The sequence below is a fragment of the Apilactobacillus sp. EABW-1NA genome (genome assembly GCF_030398685.1).
Lineage (GTDB): Bacteria > Bacillota > Bacilli > Lactobacillales > Lactobacillaceae > Apilactobacillus > Apilactobacillus waqarii.
Map to the genome: position 1 here is coordinate 1 of NZ_JAPDKO010000007.1, position 21272 is coordinate 21272.

Sequence of the window (21272 nt, forward strand, 5' to 3'; positions counted from 1 at the left end):
ACTTATTAATAATTTTTGTAAATCCTAAACCATTATAATAATCTTTAATGGCAGCTAATTTTAATTCTTTAGAAAACATAAAAGAACCCCTTAGGTTAGATTTCTCCAACTCAAGGGGTTCAGTTCAACCTCCACAGAGGTCTCTTTTTATTTGTCTTATTATTCGTTTAATAGCCAGAAGAAGATGATGAAGATTACACCTAGCACGTACATTAGTGGGTGAACTTCTTTTCCTCGTTTAGCAGCCAACATTGAGATTGGGTATACGATGAAACCTAAAGCAATACCATCTGAGATACTGTAAGTAAGTGGCATACCTAATATAATCAAGAATGATGGAGCAGCTAATTCGAATTTGTCCCAGTGAATATCACGTAGGGCGTTAGCCATTAGAATACCGATAACGATTAATGCAGGAGCAGTAACTTGATCGGTAATTACACCAAGAAGTGGTGAGAAGAATGTTCCTAGTAAGAAGAAGATACCAGTAACGATTACTGTGAAACCAGAACGACCACCAACGGCGATACCTGCTGATGATTCAACGAAGGCACCCATTGGGGATGAACCTAGTAGAGAACCACCAACCATGGCTAATGAGTCAGAACCTAGGGCACGACCGATACGTGGAATCTTGTTGTCTTTGATGAAACCAGCTTGTTTAGCTAAACCAACTAGAGTACCAGTGGTATCGAAGAAGGTAACTAATAAGAATGTAAATACAACAATCCATAGTTGTAATGTGTTGATGTCAGTAACGTGTGAAATTGCAGTTAAGAAGATTGGTTTGATACTTGGAACGCTTGAAACAACGTGAGTTGGTAAAGCGATTAATCCAGTAACCATACCTAAAATAGTAGTAGCAACCATACTAATGAAGATAGCCGCAGGAACGCGGGCACTCATTAAGACAACGGTTAGGATTAAACCAAAGATGGTTAACCAAGTACTACCAACGTGAAGTGATCCAAGAGTTACTAGAGTTGATTTGTCAGCAACAACTAGGCCACCTTGGTTTAAACCAAGAAAGGCAATGAATAGACCAATACCACCGGCAATGGCACTTTTTAAATCAGCAGGAATAGCGTCAATGATTGTTTCTCTTAGCTTGAACGCTGTTAAAAGCATGAAAATAATAGCTGCGATAAATGTACCGGCTAGCGCTGTTTGCCAAGGAACCTTCATACCCACACAGACTGAGTAGGCGAAGAAAGCGTTAGTACCCAAACTGGTAGATAAAGCGATTGGGTAGTTAGCGATGATCCCCATTAAGAAACATCCAAGAGCAGTTGCAAGAGCAGTTGCAGTGAACATGGCACCCTTATCGATACCTGAAGCACTCATAACGTTTGGGTTTACGAATAGAATGTAAACCATTGAAACGAAGGTAGTTAAACCAGCGATGAATTCAGTACGGTAGTTAGTACCTAGTTCATCAAAATGAAAGAAATTAGCAATTCCCTTTAACATGAAACATTCTCCTTTAATGTTCGTATTTATTAATATTATACGTATATATTACCATAATTAGAACTTAAGTCCACTAAAAAGCGAACTATTTTAGACAAATTTAAACGAAAATTGACGTTTTATGATAAAAAAACTCCAATGTTGGAGTAAAATCCGAACATTGGAGTTAAAATCGATTAGATGTTTCTAAAGTCATTATCAATTTGTGCATATTCTTCGTCACTTAGTGAAACGTTCAATGCTTTTGCATTGCTTTCAACTTGTTCTGGACGCTTTGCACCAGGGATAACAACAGTAACGTCTGGGTTCTTGATGTACCATGCTAATACTAATTGAGCAGTGGTAATGCCATGCTTGTCAGCAAGTGGCTTTAGGTTGTTAACCTTTTCAACGATCTTTTCGAAACGTTCACCGGTGAAGTCAGGGTTACCGTGTCTGATATCATTTTCAGGGAAGTCGACAACTTCTGAGTACTTACCAGTTAATAGACCAGATGCTAATGGGAAGAATGGTACGAATGAAATGTTGTTTTCACGTAAGTAATCGAACATTTCAGTTTCAGCATCACGGTGTAATAGACTGTATTGATCTTCAACAACATCAACTAAGCCGTCTTTGTTAGCTTCCTTGATTTGATCTAGTGAGAAGTTTGAAACACCGATAGCCTTAATCTTACCTTCTTTCTTCATTTCGTTTAATGCAGCAACCGCTTCATCCTTTGGAGTTTGGTCGTCTGGGAAGTGAATGTAGAAGATATCGATGTAGTCAGTTTGTAGACGCTTCAATGCATCATCTACTGATTTCTTTAAGAATTGTGGGTTATTGTTAATTTTTACATCGCCGTCTGATGTGTCTTGAGCGGCCTTTGTAGCAATAACGAACTTGCTTCTGTCGTAGCCTTTAATTGCTTGACCAATTAGTTCTTCTGAATGACCCATACCATATGCAAATGCAGTATCTAATAGGGTGATTCCAGAATCTAGACCGGTCTTTACGATTTGAATACCAGTTTCATCTTTTAAGTTTGGGAATAAGTTGTTACCACCAACCGCATTGGTTCCTAAACCAAGTGGGGTTGATTCTACGTTTGATTTACCAATTTTTACCATGTAAAAAGGCCTCCTCAAATTTTTTATACGTTCATACTAATTATGAACCCTAATCGCTGATTTTTAAACCATTTGGCGTTAACTTAGGCATTAATTTTTGATAAAATAAATTTAATGAATGAAGGAGGGTTAACCATGAAGAAGGTTTTGATTATTGGTAATTTTCATCAATTAGGCCAAAAGGTCTACGATAAATTATCAAATCAATATGAAGTAAACTTACTAGATGGCATCGATTTCGAGGATGTTAATGCTTATGCCGACAATTTGGAAGGTGTAAACGTTATCTATACATTCTTGGGACCACTTGATGTCGATTTACAAATCGGTGCGGTCATCCAAGCATTGGACCGCGTTAACCCACCACTTGAACAGTTTATTATGTTATCAACAGCCGGTATCGATAATGAATTAACCGAAGAAGTGACTTATCCAGATGTGGATAATAATAAGGAATACTTGAATCAACAAAGATACGCCGTTAAGTTGGTGGACGAATACGAAATTCCATACACCATCCTAAGACCGGTCGAAATTGTTGATGAACAAACTGGTGAATTGGACGTAATTGATGAAGGAATCTCAATGCAATACGGTCGTGTTTCTGCCGATAATGTTGCAAACACTGCCGTGAAAGTAGTAGAATATCAACAATTTATCAATCAATCCATTGGATTAATCGAAAGATAAGTGAGGTGCTTAAAATGGCATTACAATTAAACAAAGAACAATTGAAACAAATTAAACAACAACTAACTGACACTCAAAAGGAATCACACTTGGTAATCTTCAAGAGTGTTTCACCAAAATCAGGCGGTGAAATTCACATGATTACCAACTATGGAACTTTTGAAACTCTACAAAAGCAACGTCCAGAATTAAAGATGGAAATTGTTAGAGATATCGTTCCAGTTACCGATAGTTTGGCTTACTGGGCAGTTGCACAAGACACTGCTAGTCATTTACAACCAAACGATCCAAACGCTGCTGAAGTGGCATTACAAGTGGAACAATACACTAACGATGTTTTAGCAGATAACAAGTTGCCACAAAATAAATAAAGATGTTTCACATGAAACGAAGCCACACCAATAAATGGTGTGGCTTTTTTGTATGATTCTACAAGTCGTATGTATAATGTTACAAATTCATCCAGATTTGCTTATTAAAATATCGATAAATGCTAGTATTATCAACAATTACATGGGATAAATTTAAATTATGAATAATGGAAAAGCCATATTGGAGGCATTTCTATGCATGATAAAAATAAGAAAAACGCCGATGGAACGGTGCGTTCACTAAGTAATCGTCATGTTCAAATGATTGCGATTGGTGGAACCATCGGAACAGGGCTATTTTTAGGTTCAGGTAGTACCATTTCAAAGACCGGTCCTTCCGTACTATTGGTATATCTAGTGATTGGTTGTCTATTCTTCTTGATGATGAGAGGAATCGGAGAAATGTTTTACTCTGATCCAAACCAACATACATTCGTTGCATTTATTACTAAATATCTAGGTCACACCGCCGGATACTTCACCGGATGGAGTTACTGGATTGGTTTGCTATTTGCCAGCATGGCCGAATTATCAGCAATCGCTACATATGTGAACTTTTGGTTCCCACACATTCCGGCATGGTTAATCGAAGTCGTCTTTTTAGCCGTCTTAGCCACATTGAATATCATTGCCGTTAAGGTCTTTGGTGAAGCTGAATTCTGGTTTGCGATGATTAAAGTGATTGCCATTGTTGCGTTGATTGTGACCGGGATTTTCATGGCGTTCTTCCACGCTTCAACCCCAGTTGGTCACGCTTCATTTGGTAACATTTTTGACCACTTTACAATGTTCCCACACGGATTCTTCAACTTCTTTGCCGCATTCCCAATGGTATTCTTTGCCTTCCAAGGAATCGAATTCGTCAGCATCACGCTGGGGGAATCCAAGGATCCAAAGACCGTTGTAAAGAAGGCTGTTAATGAAACTCTATGGAGAATTTTGATTTTTTACATTGGAGCACTATCAGTAATTATGGTGGTAATTCCATGGACAAAACTATCTCCAACTAACAGTCCATTCGTGCAGGTATTTTCAATTGCAGGGTTACCTGCAGCCGCTGCTGTTATTAACTTTGTGGTATTAACATCAGCTGCTTCTTCATTGAACAGTATTATCTTCTCAGCTGGTCGTCATTTGTACCAACTAGCTAAGGATACTCATACCGATGGATTTATTCATAAAAACCTAACTCACGTTTCAAAAAACGGGATTCCAATCTCAAGTATTGGTCTAACCGCTGCTTTAATCTTGATTAACCCAATCCTAACGGTTACGCATAGCGTTTCATTCATGTTCACCTTAGTTGCCGGTGCAACCAGTGACATGTGTATTATCGTTTACCTATTTACCATGTTTGCGCATCGTAAATACAGAAAGTCAGCCGACTTCTTGGATCATGGATTCAAGATGCCAGCTTACCAATTTACCAGTCCACTAACCATTGCATTTTTCGTCTTCATTTTCGTTAGTTTGTTCTTCATTCCAGGGGATGAACTCGGCGCAATTAGTGCAGTAATTTGGACAGTTGCATTCTATGCAGGTATCGGTATAAAACGTCTTGTTTCCCGTTCTAAAGCATAATTGAGCGCTTTTGTAAGATATTACAATCGCCTTGTGACATTTACCAAAACTCCTTTAAAGCTATTGTCATCTAGAAAAATGATGATAATATTTTCAACAATCAAAGTTAAGTTGATTAGCGAATAAATCAATAAGCTTAAAAGGGGGAATCTTTATGCAAGAAAAGATAACGAAAAATGCGGATGGTACACTTCGCTCACTAAGCAACCGTCACGTTCAGATGATTGCGATTGGTGGAACCATCGGAACCGGGTTATTCCTTGGATCTGGAAGTACCATTTCAAAGACTGGACCGTCAGTAATGCTAGTGTACCTAGTATTAGGATGTTTCTTCTTTCTAATGATGAGAGCCATCGGTGAAATGTTTTACGCCGATCCTTCTCAACACACCTTCGTATCATTTATCTCCAAATACCTCGGACCAACTGCTGGATACTTCACCGGTTGGAGTTACTGGTTAGGACTTTTGTTTGCCAGCATGGCCGAACTAACCGCCATTGCTACATACTTTGCCTTCTGGTTCCCAAACATTCCATCGTGGATTGTCGAAGTTGCCTTCTTGGTTGTACTAGCATCAATTAACTTAATTGCCGCCAAACTATTTGGTGAAGCTGAATTCTGGTTTGCAATGATCAAAATTGTGGCAATCGTCGCATTGATTGTAACTGGAATTATCATGGTATTTGCTCACACATCAACACCTTTGGGACACGCATCAATTAGCAATATTACTAATCATTTTACTTTATTCCCACATGGTTCATTTAACTTCATCTCTGCTTTCCCAATGGTATTCTTCGCATTCCAAGGTATTGAATTCGTAAGTATTACCCTAGGTGAATCAAAGAACCCACACAAAGTTGTTAAGAAGGCTGTTAACGAAACTTTATGGAGAATCATGATCTTTTACATTGGAGCACTAGCCGTTATCATGGCAGTTATTCCATGGACATCAATCACTCCAGATAAGAGTCCATTCGTTCAAGTATTTACACTTGCTGGACTACCTGCCGCCGCTGCTATTATTAACTTCGTTGTATTAACATCAGCTGCATCTTCTCTAAACAGTATTATCTTCTCTGCCGGACGTCACTTCTACCAACTAGCTACTGAAGGACGTAAGGAAGGGTTCATGAACAGACACTTCGGTAAGGTTTCTAAAAACGGAATCCCTAGTGCCGCAATTCTAATCTCGGCTGCTCTAATCTTCATTACTCCAATCATGAGTGTAAGTAACAGCATTAGTTCTGTATTTACAATCGTGGCTGGATCATCAAGTGACATGTACATCATTGTTTACCTACTAACAATGGTTGCTCACAGAAAGTACCGCGCATCAAACGACTTCCTAAGCGATGGTTTCAAGATGCCTGGATACACAATTACCAGTCCTTTAACAATCCTATTCTTCTTCGTCATTTTCGCGAGTCTATTCTTTATCCCAGGTGACGTGGTTGGAGCAATTGGTGCAATTATTTGGTCAATCGTTTTCTGCGGAGCTCTATATCTAAAGGAAAGAAACTCAAAAGCATATGCCTAAAAAAAGGGAGCTAGCTAAATATAGCTAGCTCTTTTTTGATGTTTAATTTATAATCATTGATATCAAATAATCAACATAATCAATGGGGGAGTGCTTATTATGAGAGAAATTTATAAATACAGATATTGGTTTTTATTTACCGCTATTGTAATTATTGGCTTTTTAGCAGGTATTGCAGTCGGATTAAATGCCGTCAATGGATAAAATAAAAAAGAGCCAAATGGCTCTTTTTTTAATAGTTAATCATATTAGCTTCTCCAATTGATAATTTAGGAACTTTTACTCTAACACTTGTTTTTTTATTAAATTCCTTTTGATCAATTGTGATTGAATTTGGTTATCTAGCGATTGTCCTAAAGTACTAACTCTTGCATATCCATATCTCATTTGAACGTCCCTTCCTCTTAAAATTGATTTTATAATTATTATTTATTATTGAAAAAGGTTGAAGGTAATATAATCTACCTTCAACCTTTTTCAATAATATTTATAACCATTTAAATAGGATTATGAATAAACAGCATAATATAAAAAATATACAGTAACTAATTACTTGGATATCCGCATTTATAAACCAACTATATACCTTTAGAATGGTAATTACTAAAAGTATTATAAAAACAATGTTAGTTCCTGCAATAATTGGATTATTCATATCAATAATCGAGAAGTATGGTTTTAGTACATACACAAATAAGGATGATATGATTAATGCATAGATAATGTTAAAAACAATGGCTATATTTAATGATTTAATCAAAGGGCAATGTCCACCACCGCTCTTGCAATAATTCCTGCGATAAATTTAGGAATATGAACTCCTTTATATAGGATACTTGTCAAAATGTCCTCAATTTTACCATTAATGCCAGTAGCTATATCAAGAGCCGTCATCAAAGATTTAAATTGAAGAAATTTAAATAAAGCTTTTTTAGTTGTTTCCTTCGTTGGAATGTGCTTAACAACTCTTTCAATTGCTGCATCCCACACTTTTTTTCCAATACGTTTCATAGCAAGTATCATAGCTTTTACACCGACTTTTACTGCAGCAGAGTCGAACCAACGAAGCTCTAAGCTTTCTGGATACTTGCCTTCAGCAGCTAAACTATTAGTAAGATCATTATAAAAATTTTGACCATTATTATCTGTAAAATAGTTTACAGTAGCTTGATTTATTGAATCATTATAAACAACCTTAGAAATGTTTTCTTGTTGTTCGTTAGCGTTAGCATTAGCACGAACATTAGCAGCTGGAATAACAGTGGCGGTACTTACAACTAATGTTAATAAAAAAATAATTGCTAGCTTAAATACATTATTTTTTTGCAACTCTAATCACTCCTATAATTATATTTTTCATAATTATTTTATTATAAAAAATACTGATATTGGTTTAAAAAAAGTTTAATTTTAACCTATTTATTGCATAATTTAATTGCATTAAAGAAATACTCATATAAAAGAGATTACATAATATGCAAATAACTATTAAGTATTTTGCAGTTTAATAAATGATCTATCCAAACTTTGAATAGATCACATCTTTCTATGGATATATCCCACTTCTATAAAACAAATAGATACCTAATCATAAGATATATAAAAAGCATGATGTCTATTATATTTTGTATAGTTAATAAATATCATGCTTAAAAGAATATATTTAATTTTTACTAATTAAATTACTTTTTTTTCTGCTTATCATTCATTTTTAAACGTATTATATGAGTTATAGTTGATATTATAATTACTACCGCAATAGTAGCTATAATGTTCTGACTTGAAGAAAAATTAAATTTACCTGATAAATATCCAGCAGAAGCAGCAATTAAGAATGTAAGCACAAGGTCTGCTACGATAAATATTTTTTTTCTATTGCCATCCAGCATTATTAATCTCCATTTCTATAGTGTTAAGATCTACATATGTACCACCTTTAATAGCTGTAACTGATACATAACCTAAATATGCAGCTAATCCTGTAATAACTAGGTCTGCTAGAACAGATGCTAATCCATCTGTTAAAACTGTTGCAAGCATGTCAGTTATTCTTGCTGTAATTGCAATTCCACCTGTTATTACACCTTGTGTTGTAGTCTTATTCATGTAAAGTCTTACATAATTCCAACCCATTGTTACTTTATTAGAACCATAACGATATAACATATGACCAAATTTTCTATTATTGTTATTCGTATTTGTGTTTGGAATATAATTAGTTATAGACTTACTTGCATGATTAACTGTAGTAAAAACTTTTTTATTATTCAATGATAATTTTATAGATTCATTAGCATTGTTGATTTGGGATTGGATTGTATCCAGTTCTTGTTTTGAAAAATCTTTAGATGCTTCATCACTTAAGACGTATTGATTACCATCCATTGATATGTATTTATCAGCCTTTTTAAATAATTTTGAAATATTATTTCCTTGTTTTGATGTTGAATCTTTAGAAATAGAATTATTTTGTTCAACATGAGTAGATTTTACTGAATCAGCCAAAACTTTAGCGTTTGACATTCCTGGGACAGTAACTCCTGCTAAAGTGATGGTTGAGAAAAGAATAATTCCAGTTCTTTTTAAAGATTTGTTTAAATTCAAAATGAAATCCTCCTAAAAATTAATTATGTAACTAATACAAAATATCATCATTTTTAACTTATTGTCAAATAAGTTTTTTAAATAACCTAATTATAGAATTATTTGTTGATTAAATTAAAATATTTTATTTTTGAATTTTTATACAAATAAAGACGCATCCTAATTATTAAGTTATCTACGCTTTTTGTGTTCTCCACAATTAGATTACTGAAAAGCCTGTCGTTTATAAAAATACACGAAACGAAAAGGGCGTAAAAATTTATCTTAGCAATGTAGCTCCATCTACCATCAGAGTTTTTAACAGAGGAAAGGTAATTAAAGAATTCGTGGCAGATTCTAGTGCAAATATAGTTTTTATTAACCAAAAGAAATTAAGAAAATCCAATTCAATCACAATTGATCAAAAGGAATTTCATAAAAAAGTGTTAGAGTAAAAGTTCCTAAGTTATCAATTGGAGAAAACAATGTGATTAACTATTAAAAAAGAGCCGATTGGCTCTTTTTTTATTGCATATATCGAATTTTATATCTTTACAGTTGTCAGAAATGCAGGGATTGAGGATAAGAAAAAATTAATTATTTCCAATGAAGCAGAGAATTTCATTCGTGAAATTACTGAAAATCAAGATGATAGTGAATTTTAAAAAAGACCAGGAATATGTCCTGACCTTTTTTATTTAATTTTTTTTTGAAAATAGAAATTATACAGAAAAATGTTTCTAATAGAGAGATTAAATTCGTTTGTGTTTTCTCCTATAAATTCTGTGAATTTCGGAATATTAATTAAGAACTATATGTCTTTGTTTAAATATTGTTCATATAGTTTATTTTCTTTACTTAACAAGTCAAAAGCAGTTATAGTATCTAATTTTATTAAATTATTTTTTTCTTGTATTTCACTTTCAAAAGTTTGTTGATACCTTTCTTCATCTAAAACGATGTGATTCTTGTCATATGCGATTATGTTTCCTTTATGGAAGTTTTCATCAACACTTGTACAAAGTGATATAACTTTTCTGTTACTCAAGAAAGTTTGGATAATATCATCCAGTTTTTTATTACGTATACTGCTCATTTCTTTTTTCAACTCAAAAGGATCGTATATATCATTCTTTTTATTGCTGTTGACGTAATGAGTAAAAACATTTGTATAGTTGGTATTTGAAGATATTTTAGAAATATCGTTTTTTAGTAATAATGTATATGAATCTAAGAGTCCAGAATCATCTAGTGTTTCAACCAATAGATAATTACCTTTTTCTGACACAATAATTCCCAAAATAAAATCTTCAAACTCAAAGTTATCCCTGGATTTTGAGTATATCTCTAAAACATCATTATTATCGATATACTTATTTATATTGCTATCAATCAAATAAATTAGCCCTCCTTAGTGGTGAATTAAGTATAATTTGGTAGCCATTCTGAGTTGTTCACTATCTGAAACATCGTTTAGGCTCATGTTAAGTAGTTTTTCCAGCTTCTTTAATCTATAAACGGCGGTATTTCTATGAATGAATAGATCGTTGGCCGCCATTGAAATCGATTGATTATCGGCGTAGTAGTAGGAAAGCAATTCGATTAATTCATCTTTTTCGTCATCCTTTAGGTTTAAAACAGGACCGAGGATGGCGTCGACAAACATGTCGGCTTCTTTCTTTGGTACTAGGCTCAAGATATCTTCAACCTGTTGCGGGATGAACTTATTTGGCTTCAATATGTTTTCACGTTTAGCGACATCCAAGGATTCATCGGCTTCACGAAGTAACTTCTTGAATTGAATCAGTGGCTTAGCATCGTTGGTGTATCCGATTTGCGTCTTTGATCCAACAAAGTTTTCGTGGATGAACTTACTTAGTTCGTTTAATAATGGTAACAAACTCTTTTTAGTTTCGACCAAAATGAATGGCTTGAAATGCCATGAAATCAAGATGATTGGGATTTGTAACTTTTCAAAGTACCAGTAGATATAGTCGTTAACACGGTGCATATCTTCTTGGTGGTGTCCGGTGTCGACGGAATTAATTTCGTCGATTTCAAACGCCTTATACATTGAATTAGAGTCTAGTCCGTTTAGTTTCAAAGTATCTTCGAAGGCATTTTCCGGTAGGTTTTGCGCCAAGATGGTGTCGAACAATTCGTTGCGACGTTGTCTAACTTGGTTCAAATTAATGCTGACCTGCATGCTTTCTAGACTTAGGAGGTTGACCATGTTTTCAATCAATAATTGAGAGCTTAAATCTTCTGGCATCTTCATCGAAAATACCACAAATCTGCGGGTCAACTTGTCCATAGTCTTTAGTGGATAGATGCTGTACTTGTCCAAAAGGGTGACCGGTTCGGTTAGTTCGATGAGTTTTAGATCATGAGTTACGGATTCGAAGAGGGATGCATCCATCTTTGCGTTTTCACTGTATGAACGAAGGCGACCGAAAACATCCATAATATATGCATCACAATTTATTAATTTGGCAATATGGGTAAGAATTTCGTCATCGTCTTTGCTGGCTAATATGTATTTTGATATGTCTAAAGTATCGTTCATGATTTTCTTTAACTGTTCAGCTTCATTATTTGATGGCATGGGCATTCCTCCTGATTTACGTTTTTATTGTGCCTAATATTACCACAATGAATTTGATATTAAACAAAAGATACTCCATATTAAAGTTATTTACATCGATGTGTGAAAGTGATACGGTTAAGGCTAACATTAATTTTGGATTAGAGAGAGGTTATATAAGATGAAAAAAGCAGTTCTCATAATTGTGGCAGCGATTGGCGTCTTGGTAGTGGCAGTTCTTGCCTTTAATATTTACAAGCAATCTGATTTCAGTGTGCAAAATGAATATTACGGTATCGTTCAAAACGATAAAAGTTTGAAGAAATATTGTAAGGAACCAGCAGTTATTAAGTTCATTCAAAAACATCGTAAAGAACATCCGAAATTTACTGATAACCAGGGGTCGGGAAACCTTTTATACTATGTTGTTACATATAGAAACAAATCTTTAACCATTGGTGTTGACGGAAGAGTTGATAGTAGCGGAACTAAAATCACCAAAATTTTTAATGATAGTGATTTAAGCAAATAAACAAAAGACACTCCTAAACAGGAGTGTCTTTTTGATCTATCTAATAAAGTTAACGATTGATTGAATAATGTGGGGAAGCTTCAAAAAGATGTCTGAAGGTTCAATATGTAATAGGGTTAAGTGAAAAGCAATTGAGTTTGAAATCATTTCGGCGATTCCATGAAGTAAAGCGAAAATAAATTGCACGACAAACACTCCTATGAATTTTATTAATATAATTCTAATTCTATTATGAAAAAATAACAAGTTAAGAAAATATAAAAAACTCCAACCGAAGTTGGAGTTTTTGTTTGGATTAATAAGTTTAATTGTCGTATTTCGAAAATTGTAGGATAAAAGACAGAAATTAGCCTTGGTCGTTGTGTAGACGAGGGTCAGCTGGTTTAACTTCTGGAATACCACCCATAGCTTCTGGGTTTTCTTGGAAGGTGAACTTTTGACCGTCTTTAGCAACTTGGCCATCGAATGCACGTGAGCCGTCACCATCAGAGAAGTTCATTAGAACGTGAGCGTATTCGCTGTGTTCGATATCGTGCATGTTACCAGGAACGATAACACCGTATTTTTCTTCTAGTTCTTCTTGAGCCTTCATGAATTGTAGTTGGTGTTGAGTTTCACGAGCTAATAGGAACTTCAACATGTCACGAACACCTTCGTCATCAGTCATGTCGTATAGACGGCTAACTTGTAGACGAGCTTGTGATTCACGAACAACGTTGAAACGCATGTCAGCAACTAGGTTACCTGATGAAGTAACGTAACCAGCGTTCCATGCAGCACCGTTAGGGTTGTTTAGACCAGCATTTAGACCATGAACTAATGCATGTTCTGGGTCCATACCTGAAAGTAGGGCAGCCTTAGCTGGGTCATTCTTCATTTCTTCAGTAGTCATAGTAGTTGGTGCACCTTCTAATAGGTAACCAATCATAGTTGAAATCATTTCAACGTGACCAATTTCTTCAGTACCAGTGTCTAATAGTAAGTCTTTGTACTTTTCATCACCAGTTGATGACCAACCTTGTGATAGGTATGACATCATACCAGTAGTTTCACCCCATTGACCACCTAGGGCTTCTTGTAGACGACGAGCCATAATTGGATCTGGACGATCTGGCTTAGCGTTGTATTGTAATTTACGAGTATGTCTGAACATAAACTTTACCTCTTTCTTTGATGCTCAAGGCGGTAGACGATTTTTAAAACCCAAGTTAGGGCTTTATCCCAATAAATAAAAAATCGATCCTATATTACATCATAATTATTTTTTATTTGCCAAAATATCCATACGTTTTGTATTAATATTTTGTGTACGATTTAATATACCACAACCAAATAACTGCACCAAAGATTATGACTCGAAAAATCTAAATTTTTTTCGATTAAAAATTATCGTTTGCATAAACGCCGACTTAATCATCTTTTGGGAGAATAATTAAATGTTTGAAAAGTCTGACACATGTTTTCACGTATTATATAATTAGACTATTAATTCATGAAAAAGGGGTAATGAAATGTCTTTACAATTTATTTTGGGAACCGCCAGCTATGATCATGAAGCAGTCATCGTTGATTCGTTAAAAGAATCAATCAATAATCACCCTAACGACGAATTCTTCTATCTAGTTCCTAACCACATTAAGTTCGAATCCGAAGTGCAAGCTTTAAAGGATTTAAACACCGACAACGAACCAATTTATGCCGAAAGTAAGTTCCAGACTTTCTCCATTACCCGACTTGTCTGGTATTACATGAAGAATAACCAAGAATACCAAAAGACAAGACTAAGCGACTCCGGTATCAGTATGCTGATTTACCAAATCTTAATCGACCACCAGGATGAATTGACCGTCTTTAGGGGTGAAACCGGCCAACCGGGGTTTATTCAAAAATTAGCTCAACAAATCAGTGAAATGCAAGCCGGCCAAATTTCTGCCGACAATCTTGAAAAAATTGTCGACAATAACGATAAACTAAACGCTGGATTACGCGATAAAATGCATGACTTCATCATCATTTACCGCGCTTTTGAGGAACAAACTCAAGGAATCTACCTATATAAATCAGACGTTTTAAACCTTTTCTGTCGTTTTATCGAAAATGACGAACTAGACCTATCCCACAGTCATTTTTACTTCAATGGATTTAACCATTTTACCGCTCAAGAAGCCAAGCTAGTCGAATTACTAATCAAGCGTTCCGCTGGTGTTACCATTGGTCTGAACTTGGATCGTAAGTACCCCGACGAACTACCGCAAGGACCAAACTTATTCTTCCAATCAGCCAAGTGGTACAACCGTTTTTACAACGTTGCCCGTGCCAATAATGTTCCCGTATTGGTCGATAAAATGGCTAAGAATCTTCGCGTGTCAGATGATTTACACAAACTAGATACATACTGGGCACAATCCACTGGACTAGGGGATATCGACAAGAGTGCACTAAGTAATCCTGACAGCATTCAGGTCTACCGTGCCGATAGTCCGTTTGCTGAGGTGGAAAATATCGCGGTCAAGATTCGCCAAATGGTCGCCCATGGTGGCTACAAATACTCCGACTTCTTAATCTTGACTCGTCACTTGGACAAGTATCAAAACGTGATCAAACCGGTATTTAAACTACTCGATATTCCTGCGTTTAACGACGTTGCCAAATCAATGGAAGACCATCCATTGGTGGAATTAATCGATGCACTTTTTAGTCTGGAAAATGGTTCTCGTAAGTACCAATACCAAGACGTCATGCGTTTACTAAAGACCGAATTAATGGTCCCAGGTGATGGTAATGGTAACTTTATTGAAGGTGATGATTACCGTCAATACGTGGCCTTAACCGAAAACTTGGTACTAAAGAATGGGTATGAAGGCTCTCGCTGGACTCAAAAGGAAGACTGGCAATACGCATGGCTATCCGACAGTGATTTTGGTGTTCAAGCAGATAGAATGCGTAACATTTCCGGTAAAATTAATGTGATCAGACACTTTATTGGTGATAACTTCCCACCATTCTTCAAGAAGATGCGAAACGCCAAAACCGGTCAAGAAGCTGCTGCCATATTATTCCAATTCCTAGTGGACATTGGAGTGGTTAGAAGACTAAAAGAATGGCGTAACGAATCCATCCTAAAGGACAACCTATTGGATGCGGCTCAACCAGAACAGGTATGGCAAACATTCTGTAATTTGTTAGATGACTACGTTTCAATCTTGGGGAACCGTGAATTTGTCGCGGACGACTTTTTGAGTCTTCTTCAAAGTGGATTCTCAGGTGCCAACTACTCACAAATTCCATCAACATTGGACCAAGTTGCCATTTCTGAAAGTGGAATCGTTCAAATGAACAATCGTAAAGTGGTCTTCATGATGGGTGCGACCGACGAAGTAATGCCAGATAAAATTACCAACGAAGCACTATTTAGTGACGCGGACCGTGATGATTTGCGTGACTTCTTTGACGACGACCAATACTTGCGTGAAACATCTGAAAACCAAATGGCCAACGATCCATTCCTAAACTATCTAGCATTCCTATCAGGTAGTGAAAAGCTAATTTTTTCCTATAGTTTAGGCGATAGTGACGAATCATCAGTCGCCATTTCCCCATACGTTTCCAGAATTGCTGAACACTTCGGCATTGATATACAACACATTTCCAGTCATCCAACCGCTGATGCCAAGGATATCTACGAATATGTCGGAACTTATCGTTCAACACTTCGTCACCTGGTTCAAGCTAGCCAAGACGCCAAACTGAACAATTCTAATTTGGCCCCTGCCTGGCAATATGTATACAACAAACTAGATCAAAACCTAAACTACCGTGATTTAACCAACAAACTATTGGGTGGTTTGGACTACAACAACACACCAACGCAATTGTTGCCAGAAATCGTTACTGGTTTATACGGCGATAAAATCAATACTTCCATCTCTAAGTTGGAACAATTTTACAGCAACCCATACGAATACTTCTTGCGCTATGGTTTGAAGCTAAAAGAACGTGATGTCTTTGACTTATCTCCAGCAAGTACCGGTCAGTTCTATCACGAATCAATGGACCACTTGATGCGCATCGTAAATTCAGAACACATCGACTTGGAAAACTTGGACAAACAAGCAATCAATGAATTGGTTGATACTGTTGTTGCCAAGATGTTAGAAGATCCAAACGACTTCCAATACACCATCTTGAGCAGTTCTAGTCGAATGAATTACATCAAGAATCAATTGATTAAGACCGTTAAACACACAATCGAAACGATTCAAAAACAAAGTAAGTACACACCAATGCGTGCGAAAAAGACCGAAATCTCATTCGGTCAAGTTGGTCATAAGGATGATTTGAAACCACTTAGTTTTGAATTGCCTAAGAGCAACGAACTAACCACTGCAAAGTTGGTTAACGTTCGTGGTCGAATCGATAGAATCGATTCAATGAACGTCGATGGCAAGAACTACCTAGGAATTGTCGACTACAAGTCCAGTGAACGTAAGTTGGACTTCTCACGTGTCTACGACGGAACTTCTATGCAAATGATGACCTACATCGATGTGTTAGCGCACAACCTAGGCATCATCGATGAAGAAGAAAAGGCCGCCTTGGCCGGTGCCGTATACATGCACATCTACAATCCTAAGTACACCAAGGATGATTTGAAGAAATCATTTGAAGAAGCGGTATTAAGCAAACAAAAATACCAAGGGATTCTAGTTAACGACGGTGAGTTATTGGATAAGATTGATAAGACCATCGCAGATGACAAGTACGGTTCATCCAATGTTTACCCATTGAGAAAGAAAAAGGACGGTAGTTTCTACAAGTCCAGTCCAATCGTGCAACCTGAAGACTTGGACCTATTGCTATCTCACAACGAGGACCTAATTAAGAAGGCCGGATTGGAAATCTTTACTGGAAACATCGATTTGAAACCAGCGCGCTTTGGTCAAAACCAAGACGCAATGCAATTTACACCTTATCGTTCAATCATGCAGTTCGATCCGCTATTGAATGAAAACAACTATAGAGACGTGCCTAACTACTCGTTAGAAGACGTCTTGAAAATGCTAAGGGGGGACAATCAATAATGGAATACACAAAGCCACAAAAAGAAGCCGTTACCGGACATTTTGATGAAAACGTCCTCGTTTCAGCCTCAGCCGGTTCTGGTAAGACCCGTGTCCTAGTTGACCGTGTGATTAACAAGTTATTAAACGACCGCGTCAACATTGATGAAATGCTAATCGTTACCTTTACCAAGGCCGCTGCCAAGGAAATGCGTGACCGTATTCAAAAGGCGTTACAACAAGAATTGAAAAAGGCCACCGACTCCGACGTTAAGGCATTTTTAGTGCGTCAATTACGTCGTTTGCCGGTCGCTGATATTTCAACAATGGACTCATTCTGTCAAAAAATCGTCCAAAGTTATTACTACATTATTGATTTGGACCCTAACTTTAGATTGTTGGCGGACCAAACCGAAAGCCAAATGCTAAAAGAACAGGTTTGGGATTCAGTTAGAGAAGACCTATACGCCAACGATAGTGATGGCTTATTTGCTCAATTGACCGAAAACTTCTCCAATGACCGTTCCGACGATGGTTTAACAGACTTAGTATTTAGAATTTATGATTACGCCAACGTAAATCGTGACCCGGTCGATTGGTTGAAGAATACCACCAAGATTTACGATATCGATGGAGATGATTTGGTTCATTCCGACTTTTACCAAAACAATCTATTACCCTTCATTCAAAACGATTTGACCCAACAACGTCTATCTTTTGAATCAGCTAAACGAATTGCTGACGAAAACTTGATGGAAAAAGAAGCGGCTTCCGTTCAAGTCGATATTGATAATATCAATGTCCTATATGACATGTTGCCTGATTCAGATTGGAATGACATTAAGCAAGCCTTTGAAGACATTAAGTTCAAGGCTTTCCCACGTGTTACCAAGGACTATGACGACATTGCTAAGGGACTTCACGACCGTATCAAAGACATTCGAGACAACGCCAAGAAGGCGGTTCAAAAACTACCCGATAAGTACTTTACGTTAAACGAAGAAGAAAACCTTTCAGTAATGAAGGCTTCCAAACAATTAATCGAGAAATTGATACAAGTTGTCCTAGCATTCACCGATAGCTATCAAAAGACTAAATTGAAGCGTCACTGTCTAGAATTCATTGATGTGGAACATTATGCCTACGATATTCTATCTGGCTCAGACGGCGAATCTAAGGCTGTCAGAGTGAACCTCCAAAATCAATATAATGAAATCATGGTCGATGAATACCAAGATAATAATCGTCTACAAGACGCGATTTTATCAACATTGGCGAACCCAGAACACAGCAATATGTTCATGGTGGGAGACGTTAAACAATCCATCTACCGTTTCCGTTTAGCCGATCCTTCTATGTTTATCGAACGCATGGATAGCGAAGATGGCCACACCATTGTCTTACCCGATAACTTCCGTTCAGCAGAAAACATCGATGACTTCATCAACTTAGTTTTCACCCAAACAATGGACAAACGAGTTGGTGAAATTGATTACACTGGGGATGCCAAACTAAAGGCAGGTGCGAAATACTATCCAGATGAATTACAATCCAACGTCGATGTGATGATTTACGAAAGTAAGGACGATGAAGAAGAACCAATCGATGACCAATTCCAAGTCCAAGACAGTGCGCATGGCCAAGTGGAAATGGTTGCCCAAAAGATTAACGAAATGGTTGAAAAGCAGTTACCAGTATTTGACCGTGATAAACAAGTGATGCGTCCAATTCAATATTCTGATATCTCAATTATTTCCTCGACTAGAAATAACAACTTAATTATTTCCGATATCTTTGGTTCATACAACATTCCGGTCCTAATCAATGGAGCGCAAAGTTACTTTAAGACTACTGAAATTCAAATTATGATGTCGATGTTATCAATCATTGATAATCCATACCAAGACATTCCATTGGTTGCGGTATTGCGTTCACCAATGGTAGGGCTAAACGAAAACCAATTGGCATACTTGAGAATTAACCAAAAGACCGGTGATTACTTCAATGCCGTTATTAACTTCTACGATAATTACGAAAATATGGATCACTCCGAATTTGGTGACCAAGTATTCTCACGTGTAAAGACATTTGTCGAACAATTAAAACACTTCAGAGACGTTGCCCAACAGCATGCGATTGTTGATTTAATCTGGGACATCTACGAAACCACCGGATTCTTGGATTACGTCGGAGGAATGCCTGCCGGAAGACAACGCCAAGCTAACCTACATGCACTATACGAACGTGCATATGACTACGAACAAACTAGTTTTAAGGGATTATTCCAATTCGTTCGATTTGTGCGTCGCATGCAAGAAAGAAACGAAGACTTGGATGAAGCCAACGCTGATGACAACCAAGATGCAGTATCAGTAATGACCATTCACGGAAGTAAGGGACTGGAATTCCCTGTCGTCTTCCTAATGGATGCCTCACATGGTTTCAACAGACAAGACAGCAATAAGGCCTACATCCTAAATGACCACCTAGGATTAGGAATTACCTACACCGACCCAGAAACTCGAATCAAACAGGATTCATTGCAACGCCAAGTGGTTGGTGCAATCGAAAACCAAGGTTTGTTGGCCGAAGAAATGCGTAAACTATACGTTGCGCTAACCCGTGCCGAACAACAACTATTCATCGTTGGTGCCAGCAAGAATGAAAACGACAGAACTAAGGTCATCGATGCCTGGAACAAGGCTGCCAGTGGTGACACCTTGCTAGTCGATGCCGCCTTAAGAAGTGGTGCCAAGAGTTACCTAGACTGGATTGGTCCTGCATTGGTTCGTCATCCAAACTTTAGAAACAAGTTCGGAGACGACGTTACCTACAAAGGCTTAGATGATGATCAGACTAACTTCGATGTTGAATTCGTGAATGCCAACGACCTAGCTCAACACAGTCCATCAGGCGACAGTGCCGTTAGTGCCAAGTGGTTAAACCACATCGTTGAAAGTGCCAAAAAGATGGTACCAAAGGACATCAATGTTGATGATGTCGACCAGGTCTTGGACTTCACTTATCAAAATCAAGTTGCGACCCATACCACTGCTTATCAATCAGTTTCCGAAATTAAACGACTATTTGAAGATCCAGATAGCATTCAATTGGGTAACTATGATGAACATTGGCAAGAAAATAATAAGCAAAAGAACATGTATGTCAGCTCTAACTTCACGGTGCCTAAGTTCATGCAATCTGTTGTGAAACCGAGTGCCGCCGAAGTTGGTACTGCCACCCACTTGTTGCTACAAGAGGTGCCATTGGACCACAAGCCAGAAGTAGGTGACGTGGTAGGGATGCTACAACGTTTAGTTGCCGATAAGGTCGTTACCCCAGAAATCGCTGACTTAATTCAAACTCAAGAAGTTATCAATGTGTTTGATAGTGAATTAGGACTACAAATGCTGGCTCATCCGGAACGAATTCATCGTGAAGCACCATTCTCGATGCTAATGGATGCCAACCTTGTATTCCCAGGTTTTAATGCGGATTCACCAGAAAAAATCCTAATTCATGGGATTATTGATGGTTATATCGAACTAGACGATGAAGTTATCTTGTTTGACTACAAGACCGACTATGTGCCAAATGATAGTGATAAAAGCATTGAAAAGGCCGTTAAGAAGTACAAGGGTCAAATTAACCTATATGCCAAGGCATTGGAAAACATCTTGCATAAACCGGTTACCGATAAATTTATCTACCTACTATCAATTAATAAACCAGTCAAAATTAAGTAAAAAAAT

Annotated in this window: 16 protein-coding genes; 7 read left to right on the top strand and 9 right to left on the bottom strand. The window is 37.0% G+C overall.

The window, feature by feature from the left end; genetic code table 11:
• Window positions 1–159 precede the first annotated feature (159 nt).
• Complete coding sequence (locus OEZ61_RS03000; RefSeq protein ID WP_290046880.1) at window positions 160–1470, bottom strand: NCS2 family permease; 1311 nt, start codon at window positions 1468–1470, stop codon at window positions 160–162.
• A gap of 176 nt (window positions 1471–1646) precedes the next feature.
• Window positions 1647–2579: an aldo/keto reductase gene (locus OEZ61_RS03005; RefSeq protein ID WP_263500777.1), complete on the bottom strand. Its 933-nt coding sequence runs from the start codon at window positions 2577–2579 to the stop codon at window positions 1647–1649.
• Between the two features lie 135 nt (window positions 2580–2714).
• Here OEZ61_RS03005 and OEZ61_RS03010 point away from each other — a divergent pair, with 135 nt between their 5' ends.
• From OEZ61_RS03010 to OEZ61_RS03025, 4 genes are all read left to right on the top strand, one after another.
• Window positions 2715–3269: an NAD(P)-binding oxidoreductase gene (locus tag OEZ61_RS03010; protein ID WP_053793112.1), complete on the top strand. Its 555-nt coding sequence runs from the start codon at window positions 2715–2717 to the stop codon at window positions 3267–3269.
• Between the two features lie 14 nt (window positions 3270–3283).
• Window positions 3284–3640: a hypothetical protein gene (locus OEZ61_RS03015; protein WP_034532328.1), complete on the top strand. Its 357-nt coding sequence runs from the start codon at window positions 3284–3286 to the stop codon at window positions 3638–3640.
• 195 nt (window positions 3641–3835) lie between these two features.
• A complete protein-coding gene (locus tag OEZ61_RS03020) occupies window positions 3836–5221 on the top strand; it encodes an amino acid permease (RefSeq protein WP_290046882.1) in 1386 nt (461 codons plus the stop codon).
• A 154-nt stretch (window positions 5222–5375) separates the two neighbouring features.
• Window positions 5376–6761 carry an amino acid permease gene (locus tag OEZ61_RS03025; protein ID WP_034534193.1) on the top strand — a complete coding sequence of 462 codons (1386 nt, stop codon included), beginning with the start codon at window positions 5376–5378 and terminating at the stop codon, window positions 6759–6761.
• A 756-nt stretch (window positions 6762–7517) separates the two neighbouring features.
• On the opposite strand, the gene OEZ61_RS03030 is transcribed toward OEZ61_RS03025, so the two are convergent.
• From OEZ61_RS03030 to OEZ61_RS03050, 5 genes are all read right to left on the bottom strand, one after another.
• Complete coding sequence (locus OEZ61_RS03030; RefSeq protein ID WP_034534194.1) at window positions 7518–8090, bottom strand: hypothetical protein; 573 nt, start codon at window positions 8088–8090, stop codon at window positions 7518–7520.
• 353 nt (window positions 8091–8443) lie between these two features.
• Window positions 8444–8650: a hypothetical protein gene (locus OEZ61_RS03035; RefSeq protein ID WP_034534196.1), complete on the bottom strand. Its 207-nt coding sequence runs from the start codon at window positions 8648–8650 to the stop codon at window positions 8444–8446.
• Window positions 8634–9365: a hypothetical protein gene (locus OEZ61_RS03040; protein ID WP_034534199.1), complete on the bottom strand. Its 732-nt coding sequence runs from the start codon at window positions 9363–9365 to the stop codon at window positions 8634–8636. Before OEZ61_RS03040 ends, OEZ61_RS03035 begins: the two co-directional genes overlap by 17 nt.
• A 790-nt stretch (window positions 9366–10155) precedes the next feature.
• Window positions 10156–10740, bottom strand: coding sequence for a hypothetical protein (locus OEZ61_RS03045; protein ID WP_290046886.1), 585 nt, complete (start codon window positions 10738–10740; stop codon window positions 10156–10158).
• Between the two features lie 15 nt (window positions 10741–10755).
• Window positions 10756–11949 carry a PucR family transcriptional regulator gene (locus OEZ61_RS03050; RefSeq protein ID WP_290046888.1) on the bottom strand — a complete coding sequence of 398 codons (1194 nt, stop codon included), beginning with the start codon at window positions 11947–11949 and terminating at the stop codon, window positions 10756–10758.
• A 160-nt stretch (window positions 11950–12109) separates the two neighbouring features.
• On the opposite strand from OEZ61_RS03050, the gene OEZ61_RS03055 reads away from it, so the two are divergent.
• Complete coding sequence (locus OEZ61_RS03055; protein WP_034534205.1) at window positions 12110–12460, top strand: hypothetical protein; 351 nt, start codon at window positions 12110–12112, stop codon at window positions 12458–12460.
• 36 nt (window positions 12461–12496) lie between these two features.
• Here OEZ61_RS03055 and OEZ61_RS03060 read toward each other — a convergent pair whose 3' ends face one another.
• Together OEZ61_RS03060 and OEZ61_RS03065 are read right to left on the bottom strand one after the other, a co-directional pair.
• Window positions 12497–12646: a hypothetical protein gene (locus OEZ61_RS03060; protein WP_155453936.1), complete on the bottom strand. Its 150-nt coding sequence runs from the start codon at window positions 12644–12646 to the stop codon at window positions 12497–12499.
• A gap of 160 nt (window positions 12647–12806) precedes the next feature.
• The gene (locus OEZ61_RS03065; RefSeq protein WP_034532316.1) at window positions 12807–13613 is read right to left on the bottom strand and encodes a manganese catalase family protein; all 807 of its coding nucleotides are present in this window, start codon (window positions 13611–13613) and stop codon (window positions 12807–12809) included.
• A gap of 358 nt (window positions 13614–13971) precedes the next feature.
• On the opposite strand from OEZ61_RS03065, the gene OEZ61_RS03070 reads away from it, so the two are divergent.
• Together OEZ61_RS03070 and addA are read left to right on the top strand one after the other, a co-directional pair.
• On the top strand, window positions 13972–17541 hold the full coding sequence (locus tag OEZ61_RS03070; protein WP_034534206.1) for a PD-(D/E)XK nuclease family protein: 3570 nt from the start codon (window positions 13972–13974) through the stop codon (window positions 17539–17541).
• Window positions 17541–21266, top strand: coding sequence for a helicase-exonuclease AddAB subunit AddA (gene addA / locus OEZ61_RS03075; RefSeq protein ID WP_034534207.1), 3726 nt, complete (start codon window positions 17541–17543; stop codon window positions 21264–21266). The genes OEZ61_RS03070 and addA overlap by 1 nt, the downstream gene beginning before the upstream one ends.
• Window positions 21267–21272 lie beyond the last annotated feature (6 nt).

What these genes read in the sequence shown, in the direction of transcription:
- OEZ61_RS03000 (WP_290046880.1), bottom strand. Translation starts at nt 1,470, where the DNA reads ATGTTAAAGGGAATTGCTAATTTCTTTCATTTTGATGAACTAGGTACT.
- OEZ61_RS03005 (WP_263500777.1), bottom strand. Translation starts at nt 2,579, where the DNA reads ATGGTAAAAATTGGTAAATCAAACGTAGAATCAACCCCACTTGGTTTA.
- OEZ61_RS03010 (WP_053793112.1), top strand. Translation starts at nt 2,715, where the DNA reads ATGAAGAAGGTTTTGATTATTGGTAATTTTCATCAATTAGGCCAAAAG.
- OEZ61_RS03015 (WP_034532328.1), top strand. Translation starts at nt 3,284, where the DNA reads ATGGCATTACAATTAAACAAAGAACAATTGAAACAAATTAAACAACAA.
- OEZ61_RS03020 (WP_290046882.1), top strand. Translation starts at nt 3,836, where the DNA reads ATGCATGATAAAAATAAGAAAAACGCCGATGGAACGGTGCGTTCACTA.
- OEZ61_RS03025 (WP_034534193.1), top strand. Translation starts at nt 5,376, where the DNA reads ATGCAAGAAAAGATAACGAAAAATGCGGATGGTACACTTCGCTCACTA.
- OEZ61_RS03035 (WP_034534196.1), bottom strand. Translation starts at nt 8,650, where the DNA reads ATGCTGGATGGCAATAGAAAAAAAATATTTATCGTAGCAGACCTTGTG.
- OEZ61_RS03050 (WP_290046888.1), bottom strand. Translation starts at nt 11,949, where the DNA reads ATGCCATCAAATAATGAAGCTGAACAGTTAAAGAAAATCATGAACGAT.
- OEZ61_RS03055 (WP_034534205.1), top strand. Translation starts at nt 12,110, where the DNA reads ATGAAAAAAGCAGTTCTCATAATTGTGGCAGCGATTGGCGTCTTGGTA.
- OEZ61_RS03065 (WP_034532316.1), bottom strand. Translation starts at nt 13,613, where the DNA reads ATGTTCAGACATACTCGTAAATTACAATACAACGCTAAGCCAGATCGT.
- OEZ61_RS03070 (WP_034534206.1), top strand. Translation starts at nt 13,972, where the DNA reads ATGTCTTTACAATTTATTTTGGGAACCGCCAGCTATGATCATGAAGCA.
- addA (WP_034534207.1), top strand. Translation starts at nt 17,541, where the DNA reads ATGGAATACACAAAGCCACAAAAAGAAGCCGTTACCGGACATTTTGAT.